Genomic DNA, 14,431 nt, shown 5'->3' on the forward strand with positions numbered 1-14,431 from the left:
TTGTAATGATGGTGAATTAATTATTGATTTAAAAAATCGAGATATTCTTGAGGTACACCACAAAAAATAACTTGCTTGCGTGCTATCAAATTATAATGGATTTCTTTACCTTCACGGATGAGAATATTATAAAGTGGCGCTACATAAAGTTCGCCTTTCTCCCATTCTGTTACAGGTCGAGAAATGTAATCATTATAAGCATAATGATAGTCATTTATATCCGAAAAATAATAAAGACCTGTACAGCAAAGGTTTGAAATTGGTCTTTTTTCTGCTGTTTCTATTACTTGTGTTGATCCTGTTTTTGCAGGTTTAGCAAATGACCAATTATCACCACTGCCTTCAAATACTTCTAAATAGCCATCACCTAATGTGGTGAGATCGGGATAGATAAAATGAGGGCGGAAAGTATCAATATTAAAAATAGTGATCGGTCCTTGATAGTTAATGTCTGCAAGGCCAAGGGCTACAGTTTCTGCTTGACCACGAGTCTCTTGATTAAGAACCGTAATATGATATTGCTTGATACCAAGAGCAGCAATACGTGCCTCAATAAATTGACGAGTGTGGTAAATATCTCGAATAATAAAGACAAATAACTCAGTTTCAAATAACGCCTTAAAGCTTGTTACAGCATGATCAAATAAGCTTTGATTGTGGGCTTCTAACATGTATTTTGGTTGGGTATAGCCAGCTTTGAAAAAACGTGAGCTTAATCCAGCCATGGGAATAACTATCATAATGTTTGTGCTACCATGAGTTGATGAAGGCGGAATGCATTTGCCATTAGTGCATCTTGGCGATGGGGATCATCGGCATGAAGAGGCAACATAGATAGAAATAATTGAATTTGCATCGCATATAGATTAACGGCCGATAAGTTAAATGTATCATTCACTAATTCAATGAACATTTGTTGATTTTCTTGATGTTGTTCGAGACCTGCGATATCAAAACTTATCGTGTTATCAGTCATATTGACATGGTAATAGCCTGCAATAATCCAGTCATATAATCCGAGTATTGAATGGCTTAATTTGGCGATATCATAGCGAATATCTCCAAATAGAGTCATGGTACCATCAGGTGTTATGCCTCGAGGATCGATGGTTTTTATACGGTTAGTTCTAAAGTCATATAAAATATTACTAAAACAAAAGTCACCATGCATGACAGTCGCAATTGTTGTAGATTTGGGTAAGTATTGATGGCTGTCAGTGACTAATTGTTGTAATGAAATAGGGTGTTGCTTGTTATAACACCATGTTGTAGTTAAAGAATAATTACGATCTTGGCAAAATTCATTAAGGCGTTGTGATGTTTTTTCACCAAACAATTGTTCTAATGATGCTGAAACTTGATCGGTAGGTTGTGTATATTGCTGGCATGTTGTTAAAAAGGCTAAACTACTATGGATAATTTTACGCCATATCACGGTAGGCAAATTAGCAAAAACGAATAATTCATTTAGTGCAGTATGATGAAGGTATTCAAGACGATAACTAAACCGACCCTGCTCTTCACTGTGACCCATATATTGTGGAATATAGTTACGCATCATAGGGGGAAGATGTCGAAACCAATTCGCTTCTGCTTTAATTTTTAAGCCGTTAATACTGCTTTTCTCACACCATTCAGGTGATATTTTTAATTGATTAAAAGCACGTTGAGTAGTGAACTTTGCTTTTGAACGGTAATACGTATTTACATGACCAAAATCAAGCCAGTTAGCTGTACGTACCGTCGTTAGGCCAACCAGTTGATTATAGCGGTTCAAACCTTCAAGAAAATCCCAATGACTTTGAGTGATACAACGAATAAGTTGACGAGGCTGGCTGAAGTGAAAATAGCCACTCACTACATTATTTTTACTGTGGTCGAGATCATCATTAACATTCTGAATCCAATGTTGTCGGCTATTTGTTACTGCAGACCAATTGTAACTATCTTCTACTTGAGAGACAGTAATTGAATTTTCAATCGCATGCAAAGGTGTTATTAAGGTATCACCAAATAAGACTTCAAGATTGGTATTGAGTGGCTTCTCTATGAGATTTAAAGCAATAACCAGTGATGCTCCGAGTGAAATGTTATCCGGAATTGAAAGAACAGTAACATTTTGTTGTTGAAGCCATTTCGCATCAATATCCGGTAAGTTATAAGATTCAGGTAGGCTTAAATAAAGAGTTTTTCCTTTGGGAGCTGCAGCTATTTGATGTTGAAATAAGCGACGATTGCCAAGAGGTAATAAACTTGGTGGTATATTGCCAAATTCAGATTTTAAATCTTGGCCAACATATGCTGCCGACATAATCAAGAACACTTCATTTTTTCCTTATCAAGTAAGTTATTGATCTCATCAACGGACAGTGATGCAAATTCAGAGGGGCGAATTGCGCGATCGTCAATGTAGAACCCATCATGGCCACACCATGGTTTACCAACAATGATTTCATCATAAGGTACATTATGTTTGTCTAGCCATTCTACAATAATTGGTAGGGTATGAATGTTTATTTTTCCGATATTACCTTCATAAGTACGCATATTACGGGCTGTGAAAATAGTAATACTGAATCCTTGTTGTTGATATTTTATTAATTGGTTTATGACGTCTTGATTCGGTGAAACAAGACGGTAATCTGTTGTATTTGCTGCTGTGAGTGTTCCGTCTAGATCGATAACCAATTTTTTCATGAAATGTTTTTTCCTTTTTAATCTGAGTATTATGTTCATTTATCATGATGAAAAATAATGGAATTTATTTTTTATATAATTATACCAGAGTTTATATAGGGGGAGGGGTATGAGTTTTTAGTGTTATTTTTTTACATATAAACGCTAATTATAATCACTAAATATAGCAATGTTAACTAGGATACATAGTTGTTATCAGTTAAAATTCGAATCACTATTTATCGAGGTATTTGAATACGTAGTTAATATATGACTACTCATTAAAAAGAATCAAACAGTGGGCGGGTAATGAATAATAAACGTGAGATAAATCCTCAAGATATAACCGTTGTGGTTCAAGGACCTGTTCAAACTTTTAGTGATCGAGAGCAAGAGTCAGGGATTACGCGAAAGTGTTTGAACTCTGTGCGTCAATTTCTTCCAGGAGCAAAGATAATTTTATCGACTTGGCATAATCAAGATCTTACTGATTTAGATTATGATCAGTTAGTTTTATGTGATGATCCTGGAACTAATGTTCGCGCTTATAATGTAGATGGTACACCACAAACGTTTAATAATAATCGTCAAATTATCTCAACTCTGAGTGGGTTAGAGCAGGTGACTACACCTTATGCGATGAAATTACGTAGTGACAATTATTTAATCTCTGATGCGTTTCTTCATTTGCAACAAGCTTTTCCAAAGCGGTGTGAGCAAGCCCGTTTTTTCAATGAAAAAGTTGTAGTAATTAATACTTTTACTCGACGTTATGCAAAAGGGTTACCCGTTATCTTTCACATGAGTGATTTTTTCTATTTTGGTCGAACAGAAGATGTCATGGTTTGTTGGAATATGCCTTTGATCGAGAATTTTATCGCGACCAAAGATACTCCTTATAATATTGGTTTTCCTGATTATTCAATTGATTGTACTCAGGTGTTATTTATTCGAGCGATGCAGCACTTTGATCCGCGCTTTACTCTAAATGGATTACTAGATAATAATCCAGAAAAACAGCTTTTTTCAGATCGTTGTTTTGCTAATAACTTTGTTATTGCAGAACCACAGCAAGTGGGTGTAGGTTTATGCCGTAAATTTGCTGAAAAAGCGCGTGTATCAAGAACTAAAGGTAAAGTGGCGCATTGGCAATTTAAAGAATGGCAGCAACTCTATAAAAAATATTGTGATCCTAGTTTTGAGCTTCAATACTCTACATTTGATCAGTGTAAATTATTTTTACAGCGCTGTTTATATGTTTTTCCAGCACGTATTGAAAACAAACGTCGATTACAACAACGACAGAAAAAAATATCTATTAATAAATAATCCTACCAACTGTAACAGTAAGCAGGATTATTATTCTATTCTTGAGCTAATAGACGTTTAAAAAATGCCAAGTGTTGCTTTGCTGTATTGTCAACGGATAGCGTGGTAGCAATATAGTTCTGAGCTTTGAGCCCCATTGCTTTTGCTTCATTATGATGATGATAAAGGTAGTTAATTTTATCTGCAATTGCATGGGCGTTATGGGTTTCAACTACAAATCCAGAAATGCCATCCTCTACGATTTCAGCATTACCTCCAGTCGTCGTAACAATTGAGGGCACGGCCATTGCCATCGCCTCAATGACTGTTTTGGGTAGTCCTTCACCACTGACTGAGGGTTGAATTTGTACATTAGCTGCTGCCATTAATTCCGGTACATCCGTGCGGTAGCCAAGAAAGTGAATATTATTGGGATAAAGTGCTTGTTGAGCAAGTTGTTGATTCGTTGTGGTATCAATGCCACGCCCTGCCAGTAATAAATGAATATTGGGCTCTTTTACTAGATATTGCATTGCTTCTAATAATACGTGTACACCTTTACTTGGACGTGCATTAGCAACACAAATAATCACGAAGTCATCGGCGGCAATATTTAGGGCGCTTAAATCGGCTGCTTGAGTTTGGTACCAGGACAGATTATGGCCTTTGTGAATAGCAACAACATTATTTTTATTGAACCACACCTGTTTAACGACATCCTCTCGTACTTTATCTGCCACACATGAAATACCATTTACGCGTGGATGAAGGTGGGTTAAATACGCGCTAGGATCATGGCGATATAAACCGCCAACGGTTCCTCGGTAAGTCACGAGTTTTGTGGCAGGAAAACCGATACAAGCAAAGGCTGCATTTGGAATGGTTCGTGAATTGGTCGCATAAACGATATCGTATTGGTTTTGTTTAAGCTCATGGCGAAGAAGTTTAATGGTGTCACAGCATATTTTTTTGGTTGGGTATCCATCAATAACTTTAATGCCTTGTTCGTGAAAGCGGGCTACATAATCAGCATTACCTTGAGTTACAACCGTCACTTGATGGCCTTGTTGTGCCATTGCAATGATCATTTCAGCTTCAGGTCTAACGCTGTTCCATGCATCCATGTATGAACTGAATACCATTATTTTCATTGTAGATCTCAATATTTAGTAAGAAGAAGTTGATAAGCGCTTGTAGATATTTTTATAGGTTACAATACACGAAAACATTATGAAATATTGGTCTGAATTTTTATAGTGTAGATAATTACTTTTTTAAATAAAAGTTAGTTATTACAAATAATAAAGTCACCACTATTTTTTGCTATTGATAAGTACAATGAGTGATTTAAAAGGATATGATGAAAGTACTTCTTATTAGTCTCGCTTCTTCAACAACCAGAAGAAATAATGCAGAGGCGATACTCAAGAGACATGAGATTAGCTATGATATTATTGATGCTGTTGATGGTCGGTTAGGGCTTGATCCCTTGTTGCAGCGTTATGATGAAAGTAGCTTTATTCGTCATAGGGGCCGCAAAGCTTTGGCTGGAGAGTTAGGCTGTTACGCGAGTCATATTTTAGCTTGGCAACAAGTCATTAAACTTGATAAGCCTGTTGTTGTTCTTGAAGATGATTTTATTCTTCGAGATGATTTTTGTGCGTTAATTGAGACGGCTGAATTATGGACGAATAAGCACCATTTTATTCGACTTGAGCCATGGAAAACAAAATTGTTTTATTCGGTTGTCCAGCAGAATGAGGTTAAGTTAGTTAAATTCTTAAAGGTACCTCAATGTACAACGGGGTATTTTATCACACCATCTTGTGCACAGGCATTTTTGGATGCAAGTGAAAAAATGATATTACCTGTAGATGTGTTTATTCGTAATACATATTTACATCGACAAGCGATTTATGGACTTGATCCGGCACCTGTAAAACCTGGTGGTGATAAACATTCTACGATAGGTTGCCGTAAGCAAAAAATGATGCAGCCACAAGTAAGAATGAAAAAGTTAATAACACGATTATATTCTAGTTTCTTATGTGCGTTAGTTAATATAACGTCTCGATAGCTATTATGATTCAAACTGATTTTTAGTGTTGTTATTCATAATTTATATTTATATATTTGCGACGGCTGAACTGTTATATGAATGGTGTAAAAAAAATAAAGGCAGGATGGCGCTTAATCCGTAATAAAGTGAAAGCATTAAAACTTAATCTTTATCGAAAAGTATACGATAAGCGCGAGCAAGAGATAGATTTTGAATCATCGAAGATCAAATCCGTCTTGCTCTTGCGTTGGGATAATAAGTTAGGTGATGCCATTATGTGCGGTGGCTTCATTAAGGTGTTACGTCAATATCGTCCTGATATTCATATTACCGTTTTAACTGGCGCCACGACAAAGTTATGGTTAGAGAAAGCCGCTCCTGCTGATGACTATATTTTTTATAGTAAAGCACAGAGAAAGCAAATAATTGCCAATAATATTGGTAAGTTTGATCTATTTGTCGATCTCGGTACGAATTGTAGTCATAAAGATTTGTGCCTATCCTCTCAGTTTAAAGCAAAGCATTATCTTGGCTTTAATAAACAACAATATCATTTATTTGATGTTGAAGTTGCACCGCAATATCTTCATTTTAAAGATAGATACATTGCTGCCGCACAGCAACTTGTATCTCAACCAATTGATGATCAATGCCTGTTACCTATTGCTGAATTTAGTCTGCAGCGAGTTGCTTTACAGCAATTGATTAATCAATCACAACAAAAATTTAAACATGTAGTTGGTATTAATTTTTTTGGCTCAAGTAAATATCGTCGTTTTTCATTTGAGCATGCGAAGACATTGATCTGTAAATGGCGACAGCAGTTTCCTGATGATTTATTGATTATTATCCCGACGCCTGGAGAGGATAAATTTATTGCGCGTTTAGTCGCGTCAATAAAGGATGATATGGTTTTGTCACCTGATTTTTCTGCAAGTTTTGAGGTGTCATTGGCTATTATTGATATTGCTGATTTTACCTTTACTCCAGACACTGCTGTGGTACATATGGCATCGGCACTCAATAAGCCTGTGATTGGTGTTTATCGTCACAACATGCAAAATTATGAAGAATGGAAGCCTTTAGGAAAGTATTCGCAGCGTTTGCTTAATCGTAAACCTTTCAGCGATAATGATTGTGTTCATGTAAATGAGTTTGACTGGTTGGATTTAGTTTTGGCCCGGGCAACTATTTTAAAGGCTTTGGTATGAGAATTGGTTTCTTTTTACGGGATTTGAAAATCGAAGGCGTGCAAGTTGTAACTCTTCGATTAGCAGAAACATTAGTTAACATGGGGCATCAGTGCGAGCTAATCACATTAAATGGTGCTCAAGAGTTAGAGTTAGTTTCAGGAATCTTACATCATAGCCTTGATATTGAAAAAAGAGTGAGCTTTAAAAAATCAAAGCAGTATGTTGAAAAGTTTCTATCTTGTATTGAGAGACTAGAAGAGAATAACGATAAGTTTGATGCTGTTTTTTCTGTTCATGGTGAGACTAATGATATTATTTCATATATAGATAACCCTAAACTTATTCATTGTATTCATAATTCAGATGAGTATACCTATAATAATAAGAATTGGTTTGATAAATTAAAATTCAGAAGAAAGTTATCTAAAAAAATTAAAGCTAAACATGTTATTTGTGTCTCAAATGGTATTCGTGATTTTGTTAAAGCAAAAACTAATAGTAGTGCTTTATCTATTTCTACCATTTATAATCCTTTTGACATTGAAAAAATCAAACAATTGTCATTAGAAGAACCGATATATAAATTGCCTCAAGATTATATTTTATTTGTGGGGCGATTAGAGATGCAAAAAAACATTCCGCTGTTATTAGAAAGCGTGAGTAAAATGAAGACTAATATACCTTTAGTGATTATAGGTGAGGGTAGTTTAGAGGCTGAATTAAAGCAGCAAGCCATAAAGTTAGGTATTAATCATAAGGTGTTATTTTTCCCTTTCTGCTTAAATCCTTATTCAATAATGCGTAAAGCAAGAGTATTAGTTTTAACCTCTAATCATGAAGGTTTTGGTAATGTTTTGGTTGAAGCGTTGATTTGCCATACTTCAGTAATCAGTACTGATTGCCCTAGTGGGCCTAATGAAATATTAATAGATAGTTTAAAGGATAATTTAATTTTTAAATTTGATTCAGAAGTTATCGCAAAAAAAATGGATGTTATATTATTAAGCAATGAACAAAGAATACCATGTTATCTTTATGAACGATTCTCTGCAAAATTAATTGCAGAGAAGTATATTGAATTAGTTGAGGCTATAAATTAATTATTTATGGGTTTTTTATTTAACCCATATAACAATGTAAATAAAGAAAAAAACATAATAAACAACGGTGTATTAATTAATGGAGGATCTGTTAAGCCTGCAATCATTAATATCGAAGTTATAGAAATAAAACTAACACTTGTGTAAGTGTTTTTTTTATTGATTTTAAAAACTGGAATGAGCAGAATTAACAGTAAAGCAGTAAGAGTTTGTAGCCCCCATTTTGCAGCTACATCTATATATTGATTATGAAAATGACTAAATTTTGAGTAATCATTGTTGTATATTTTGTGCTGGTTAACTAATTGTTGAATATCTTCTTTCATATTATTATCAATACCATGGAACGGTGATTCTTTAATTAAGATCAATCCTGCTTTCCATAAATTAAAACGGATACCAATAGATGTGTTTTCATGTCCGGTATTAAAAGCAATAAGCTCATTTTTTGTAGCATCATATAAGCGATCTTTTAAAATAGGTAAGCTCATACCAATGACTAAAAGTGAAAATATTAACGTATAAATTAATGTCTTCTTTTTATAACCTTTAGAAAATACATAATATAAGGATATTCCTAAAAGTGTTGGTAGTAGAGCAATCATAGCTCCTCTTGTTTCTGATAACATGACAGCAGTAATACTGAAAATAACAGCGACTAAAGATAGAGCTTTTAATGCATTATGTTTAATATATAACATGTTAACTAATGCTAGTACGCCAATAACACAAATATAGGTAGAATAAGGAATTGCATTTATGGGCCAAAATTCGCGAGGTGTTTTTAATATGAAAGTTATATGAATTACGTATAATAACGAACATAAACTTCCGATAAATATAATTAATGATAGTGTTTTCTTTGATAGTAATCGATAAGGCATAAAAGCAGCTAATACACAAATTATACTCATTGAGCGAATATTTAATGGGTTTACTATATTTAAAATATCAAAGGATATAGATAAAATTAAAAGTAAAAACATAATCCATAAATACTTGTTTTTAATGTTTTCTTTTAAAATGGTATTACGGTATATAATGAAAGATATTAACGCTGATATCAATGTTAAAGAGACTAATGTTTTATTACCATTTTCAAAATAAAATAAACCAGTAAAAATCCAAAGTATCGGCAGAAGAATTACAAAATTAGCGCTTCTTTCTATTATGTTATCTTTTAGCATAAGGTTTCTCATTACTATTCGGACGCGTCTTCAACAAGCGTAAAATCCACATGTATTGTTCTGGGCGCTGATTAACATATTGTTCAATACATTGATTCATCATTCGTGCATCTTGTTCTTCTGTCTCTGCAGGGAAGGGCAGTGCAGGATAAAAGTCCAATTCATACATGCCAGTTTCACTGTTGTACATTGCAAATAACGGTACAATTTTAGCGCGGCTTAATTTTGATAAGCGACCAAGACCTGCCATTGTCGCTTTGGTGGTACCAAAGAAATCAACGAATACACTGTGCTCTGGACCTAAGTCTTCATCTGGTAAGTAGTAACCTAAATAACCTTCTCGAATGGACTTAATAAACGGCTTAATACCACCACTTCGCTCATAAACACGACCACCATATTGCACCCGTTGGCGATGCATAAGCCAATCAGAAACTGGGTTCTTTTGTTTTTTTGCCATTGCTGAAACGGGTAATCCGCGCGATGCTAACAGTACTGCTGGAATATCAATTGCCCAAGTATGCGGTACCAACAAAATGACACTTTGCTGCTGCTCTGTAAGGCTGGTGAGGTTTTCCATGCCACGAATAACGGTATGTTGTTCAAGCCATGCTTTATTACGCACTGATAGTGATGCGAATCCAGACAGAAAGCTGCCGGCAGTGATCAGGTTTTGCAATAAAATATGTTCGCGTTCAGCGTCTGATTTTTCAGGGAAACACATCTTTAGATTGACGCGCGCGCGATGGTTGGCGCCACTTTTTAGTTTGATAGCTTGTTTTGCAAAAACAGTCGCTAATGAACGTCGTGCACCATGAGGCAGTAAGCTCAATAGTGAAGCAATCATCACTGCGAGCCATGTTCCCCAATAACGCGGGTGCACAAAAGACCACTCAAACTGAGGGTTATATGCTTGCTTGTCGTAATGGTTTTTAGTCATATGAATTACATCTATCTCACGAAGTTATAGTGTTGGCGAATATCTGCCATCATGTATTTGAGTACTTATGTTTTCGTTATTATTACGGTCATCTTGTTTATATTCTACCTTTATTAAACAGGAGAGAAAATGACAACGTAGTTAACCATTATGTTGGTGTATCCGTAGTAATAAATCATTTACTTAATGAAGATGATCCCTCTTTATAGGATGAAATAAAGGCATGGTTTTTATAGCTTCACTAAGTGGATAAACACTAAATTATGATAACATTATATTCACTGCAAGGGCGAAGGATGATAATGAAATGAAAACCCGAGATCGAATTATTCATGCAGCATTAGCGTTGTTTAATGAGGATGGTGAACCTAGTGTGACCACTAATCATATTGCTGCTGATTTAGGGATCAGCCCCGGTAATTTGTATTATCATTTTCGTAATAAAGAGCAAATTATTCATTGTATATTTGACCAATATGCCATTGATTTAAAGGTGAGTTTTGAACCTGTTGCTGTGGTAGAGGCGATTGAGGCAAGCTTGTTACGTTATCTTGATGCGGTATTTTTATTGATGTGGCGTTACCGTTTCTTCTATGCCAATTTACCGGATATTTTACGTCGAGATGCTGTTCTTCAAGATAAATATTTGGCAGTGCAGACTCAGTTACAGGTTAATATTAGCCAGATAATGATTAATTTTCGTGATGCTGGTCTACTTGCACTTGCTGATATTGATCTAAAAGTATTAGCTGATACGCTAAAGTTGGTTGCTTCATCTTGGATCAGCTATCAAACCACTCAAGCACCAGGGGCTAAAATTACTCAAACAGTGATTTATCATGGTGTTCAACAAATGCTAAATATTGTACGACCACTAGCAACAGAGTTAGGTCAGCAGCGGGTTGCTTCCTTACAGCACTATTATTTAGAGCAAGAACAACAGTATTTAGAACAACAACAAAAGATCACTACCCGTGGTTTGTGATAAAAAAAGGTTGGCTCATTGCCAACCTTTTTAGTTTAAACGCTTAATCTAGCGCGTTAACCATGGTCGAGGATCGACGGGCGTGCCTTTACGGCGGATTTGGAAATATAATCCGGGTTGTTCTTGGCCACCACTGTCACCCACTAAGGCTATCGGCTCCCCAGCTTGCACTGAATCACCAATCTTTCTGAGTAGCGTTTGGTTATAACCATAGAAACTCATATCACCTTTACCGTGATCAATGGCAATTATTAAGCCATAACCACGCAGCCAATCGGCAAAGACGACTTTACCTGAGTATATCGCTTTGACTTGGCTACCAATCGGTTGACTGATGACCATCCCTTTCCAATGCAGTTCACGTTGTAATGGCGCGCCATAATTGTGAATGATGGGTCCGCGAAGGGGCCATTGCAGTTTACCTTTATAGCGTGCTAATCCATCCATTGGTACTTGCATTTTAGCGTAGCGTGCTTTGAGTTGTTTTGCTTGTGCTTCTGCAATCGCTCGTGCTTTTGCCTCTTTCGCTGCTGCAATACGGGCTTGAGCTTCGGCTTCAGCTTTTGCGCGTGCTGCGGCTTCAGCTTTTGCTCGAGCAATAGCTTCTGCTTTCGCTTTGGCAATTGCCTTGAGCATGTTTTGCTCATCCGCTCGTAAATCAGCGAGAGCCTCAGTACTGGTATGGATCTGTGATTTTATTTTATTTAGTGTTTGTTGACGCGATTGCTGTTGGCTATCAAGTTTTTGTTTTTGCTGGTTAAGTTCAGCTAGAGCTTGTTGGCGTTCAGCTTTTTGTTCTGCAAGGGTATGGATTTTAAGTTGTAATTCTGTTTTGGTCGCATCCAGTGCATCAATAGCGGATGCGCGTGCTTTGCTGACATACTCGGCATAGGTTGTCATACGGTCTAATTTTGCCGTATTTTCACCACTGAGCAGATTGGCTAGATCACTATTATTTCCTTGGCGGTATTGCGCATTGATTAGCGTTTTTAATACACCAATTTGTTGCAGTTGCTGTTGTTGTAGTCGCTGTTGTTGCTGTTCTAACTTGGCAATTGATTGGGTTATTGTTGTCAATTGGTCATTAGTTTGGTGGATTTTATTGGCAGTTTGAGCGATATCCAGTTCGTGTTGTTTAAGTTGTTTTTGTAATACAGCATAGTTTTGCTGTTTACTATCCAGCTGATTTTTTTGGCGTGATATTTCCTGTTTTACGCCATCAAGCTGTTTTTGACTGGATGCTGCACATGGGGCTGCAAATACCACGCATAGAAAAGCGCCAGTGCATAAAGCACTGGCGCGGATTTTTAGGTTGAGGTGTCTATTAATAATATCCCGCATGGGATAATTATTTCAGATTGTATAGCACCTGACCAGACATCTCTGCAGGGATTTCGATATCTGTTAGCGATAGCATAGTTGGTGCTAGATCAGATAGCTTACCGTTTGGCTTAAGATCAAGGTCTTTATTACCCACGTAAATTAATGGCACTGGTAAGTTAGTGTGTGCTGTATGGATACCACCGGTTTCAGGGTTAACCATCATTTCTGCGTTACCGTGATCGGCAGTAATTAATAACTGACCATCCATTTCTTTGATTGCAGCGACAACTTGACCAATACAGCTATCAAGTGCTTCGCACGCTTTAACAGCAGCATCGTAAACGCCAGTGTGACCAACCATATCACCGTTAGGGTAGTTACAGATAATAACGTCAAATTCGCCGCTCTTAATTGCAGCAACTAATTTTTCAGTTAGCTCTGGTGAGCTCATTTCAGGTTGAAGATCGTAAGTTGCCACTTTTGGTGATGCAACGAGTGAACGAGATTCACCGTCAAATTCATCTTCTTTACCGCCATTAAAGAAGAAGGTCACGTGTGCGTATTTTTCTGTTTCAGAAATACGTAGCTGTTTTTTACCTTTCTTCGATAGCCACTCACCTAATGTGTTTTCTAGGCTTGCTGGTGCGAAAGCTGTGGTTAGCTCAATGTCTGCAGCATATTGCGTTAGCATTACGAAATCAGCTAATTGAGGGAACTGAGCACGAGCAAAGCTAGTGAAGTTAGGCTCAAATGTACGAGTGATTTCACGTGCACGGTCAGCACGGTAGTTCATGAAGATAACGCTATCGCCATCAGCCATGATTGCTGCTTCTTGGCCTTCAGCACGTAGTTCAGTTGCTTTAACGAACTCATCATTCTCGCCACGCTCATAAGCGGCAGCTAGACCTTCAGTTGCGTTAGTAAAGGTAAATTCACCTTTAGCAGCAGTTAGTAAGTTGTAAGCAACTTCAACGCGATCCCAGTTGTTATCACGATCCATTGCGTAGTAACGACCTACAAGAGAAGCGGTACGGCCTTTACCTAGTTTTGCAAATAGGGCATCGAAACGCTCTAGTGAGTGCTGCGCGCTACGTGGTGGTGTATCACGACCATCAAGGAATGCATGTAGGTAAATTTTCTCTGCACCACGGTTAGCAGCCATTTCAATTGCTGCTGCAATGTGGTCTTCGTGGCTGTGTACGCCACCTGGAGAAACAAGGCCTAGAATATGAACCGCTTTACCTGTATTTACTGCTTTATCAATAGCATTAACAAGCGCTTCATTTTCAAAGAATTCACCATCGCCAATGGCTTTAGTAATGCGAGTAAGATCTTGATATACCACACGGCCAGCACCAATATTGGTATGACCCACTTCAGAGTTACCCATTTGGCCTTCAGGTAGACCTACTTCTAGGCCTGACGCTGCGATAAGTGTATTGGGATTGTTCGCCATTAACGCATCCATTACGGGTGTGTTAGCGTTTGCAATTGCGTTATCTGAGTTATCTTCGCGGTAGCCCCAGCCATCTAAAATAACAAGTGCAAGTGGTTTCTTCGCAGACATATCCTGTCCCTCTTCGAATTAAATAAAATACATCAATTACCTTAATAGGCTCAGTGTTCTAAATACCTTTTAAGGTAATTGATATAATAATTA

General features: G+C 36.9%; 13 protein-coding genes. 5 read left to right on the forward strand and 8 right to left on the reverse strand.

Annotation, left to right across the window (positions count from 1 at the left end):
* Nucleotides 1–20: 20 nt before the first annotated feature.
* The 3 genes from ACJZU6_RS02490 to ACJZU6_RS02500 are packed head-to-tail and all read right to left on the reverse strand — an operon-like array spanning nt 21 to nt 2,697.
* Entirely contained in the window at nt 21–740 is a 720-nt protein-coding gene (locus ACJZU6_RS02490) for a glycosyltransferase family 2 protein (RefSeq protein WP_327768247.1), read from the reverse strand.
* Complete coding sequence (locus tag ACJZU6_RS02495) at nt 737–2,323, reverse strand: capsular biosynthesis protein (RefSeq protein ID WP_327768248.1); 1,587 nt, start codon at nt 2,321–2,323, stop codon at nt 737–739. Before ACJZU6_RS02495 ends, ACJZU6_RS02490 begins: the two co-directional genes overlap by 4 nt.
* Nucleotides 2,314–2,697 (reverse strand): HAD hydrolase family protein, encoded by a 384-nt coding sequence (locus ACJZU6_RS02500; protein ID WP_327768249.1) that lies wholly within the window; start codon nt 2,695–2,697, stop codon nt 2,314–2,316. The genes ACJZU6_RS02495 and ACJZU6_RS02500 overlap by 10 nt, the downstream gene beginning before the upstream one ends.
* Before the next feature lie 288 nt (nt 2,698–2,985).
* On the opposite strand from ACJZU6_RS02500, the gene ACJZU6_RS02505 reads away from it, so the two are divergent.
* Nucleotides 2,986–4,005 carry a WavE lipopolysaccharide synthesis family protein gene (locus ACJZU6_RS02505; protein ID WP_408900597.1) on the forward strand — a complete coding sequence of 340 codons (1,020 nt, stop codon included), beginning with the start codon at nt 2,986–2,988 and terminating at the stop codon, nt 4,003–4,005.
* Between the two features lie 35 nt (nt 4,006–4,040).
* Here ACJZU6_RS02505 and ACJZU6_RS02510 read toward each other — a convergent pair whose 3' ends face one another.
* Nucleotides 4,041–5,135, reverse strand: a complete 1,095-nt coding sequence (locus ACJZU6_RS02510; protein ID WP_327768251.1) for a glycosyltransferase family 4 protein — start codon at nt 5,133–5,135, stop codon at nt 4,041–4,043.
* 206 nt (nt 5,136–5,341) lie between these two features.
* Between ACJZU6_RS02510 and ACJZU6_RS02515 the strand changes: the two genes are divergently transcribed.
* From ACJZU6_RS02515 to ACJZU6_RS02525, 3 genes are all read left to right on the forward strand, one after another.
* Entirely contained in the window at nt 5,342–6,061 is a 720-nt protein-coding gene (locus ACJZU6_RS02515; RefSeq protein WP_408900598.1) for a glycosyltransferase family 25 protein, read from the forward strand.
* A 77-nt stretch (nt 6,062–6,138) separates the two neighbouring features.
* Entirely contained in the window at nt 6,139–7,254 is a 1,116-nt protein-coding gene (locus ACJZU6_RS02520; protein ID WP_327769904.1) for a glycosyltransferase family 9 protein, read from the forward strand.
* Nucleotides 7,251–8,336: a glycosyltransferase gene (locus ACJZU6_RS02525; RefSeq protein ID WP_408900599.1), complete on the forward strand. Its 1,086-nt coding sequence runs from the start codon at nt 7,251–7,253 to the stop codon at nt 8,334–8,336. The genes ACJZU6_RS02520 and ACJZU6_RS02525 overlap by 4 nt, the downstream gene beginning before the upstream one ends.
* On the opposite strand, the gene ACJZU6_RS02530 is transcribed toward ACJZU6_RS02525, so the two are convergent.
* Together ACJZU6_RS02530 and lpxM are read right to left on the reverse strand one after the other, a co-directional pair.
* Nucleotides 8,333–9,523, reverse strand: a complete 1,191-nt coding sequence (locus ACJZU6_RS02530; protein WP_327769906.1) for an O-antigen ligase family protein — start codon at nt 9,521–9,523, stop codon at nt 8,333–8,335. The genes ACJZU6_RS02525 and ACJZU6_RS02530 overlap by 4 nt on opposite strands.
* On the reverse strand, nt 9,510–10,463 hold the full coding sequence (lpxM, locus tag ACJZU6_RS02535) for a lauroyl-Kdo(2)-lipid IV(A) myristoyltransferase (protein WP_408900600.1): 954 nt from the start codon (nt 10,461–10,463) through the stop codon (nt 9,510–9,512). Before lpxM ends, ACJZU6_RS02530 begins: the two co-directional genes overlap by 14 nt.
* 307 nt (nt 10,464–10,770) lie before the next feature.
* Here lpxM and ACJZU6_RS02540 point away from each other — a divergent pair, with 307 nt between their 5' ends.
* Complete coding sequence (locus tag ACJZU6_RS02540; protein WP_080158788.1) at nt 10,771–11,448, forward strand: TetR/AcrR family transcriptional regulator; 678 nt, start codon at nt 10,771–10,773, stop codon at nt 11,446–11,448.
* Between the two features lie 48 nt (nt 11,449–11,496).
* Here the strand turns inward: ACJZU6_RS02540 and envC are convergent, their stop codons facing one another.
* Together envC and gpmM are read right to left on the reverse strand one after the other, a co-directional pair.
* Complete coding sequence (envC, locus tag ACJZU6_RS02545) at nt 11,497–12,789, reverse strand: murein hydrolase activator EnvC (RefSeq protein WP_408900601.1); 1,293 nt, start codon at nt 12,787–12,789, stop codon at nt 11,497–11,499.
* A 7-nt stretch (nt 12,790–12,796) separates the two neighbouring features.
* A complete protein-coding gene (gene gpmM, locus ACJZU6_RS02550; protein WP_408900602.1) occupies nt 12,797–14,338 on the reverse strand; it encodes a 2,3-bisphosphoglycerate-independent phosphoglycerate mutase in 1,542 nt (513 codons plus the stop codon).
* Nucleotides 14,339–14,431: the final 93 nt, after the last annotated feature.

This window comes from Photobacterium piscicola (assembly GCF_046058925.1).
In the GTDB taxonomy this organism is placed as follows: Bacteria; Pseudomonadota; Gammaproteobacteria; order Enterobacterales; family Vibrionaceae; genus Photobacterium; species Photobacterium piscicola.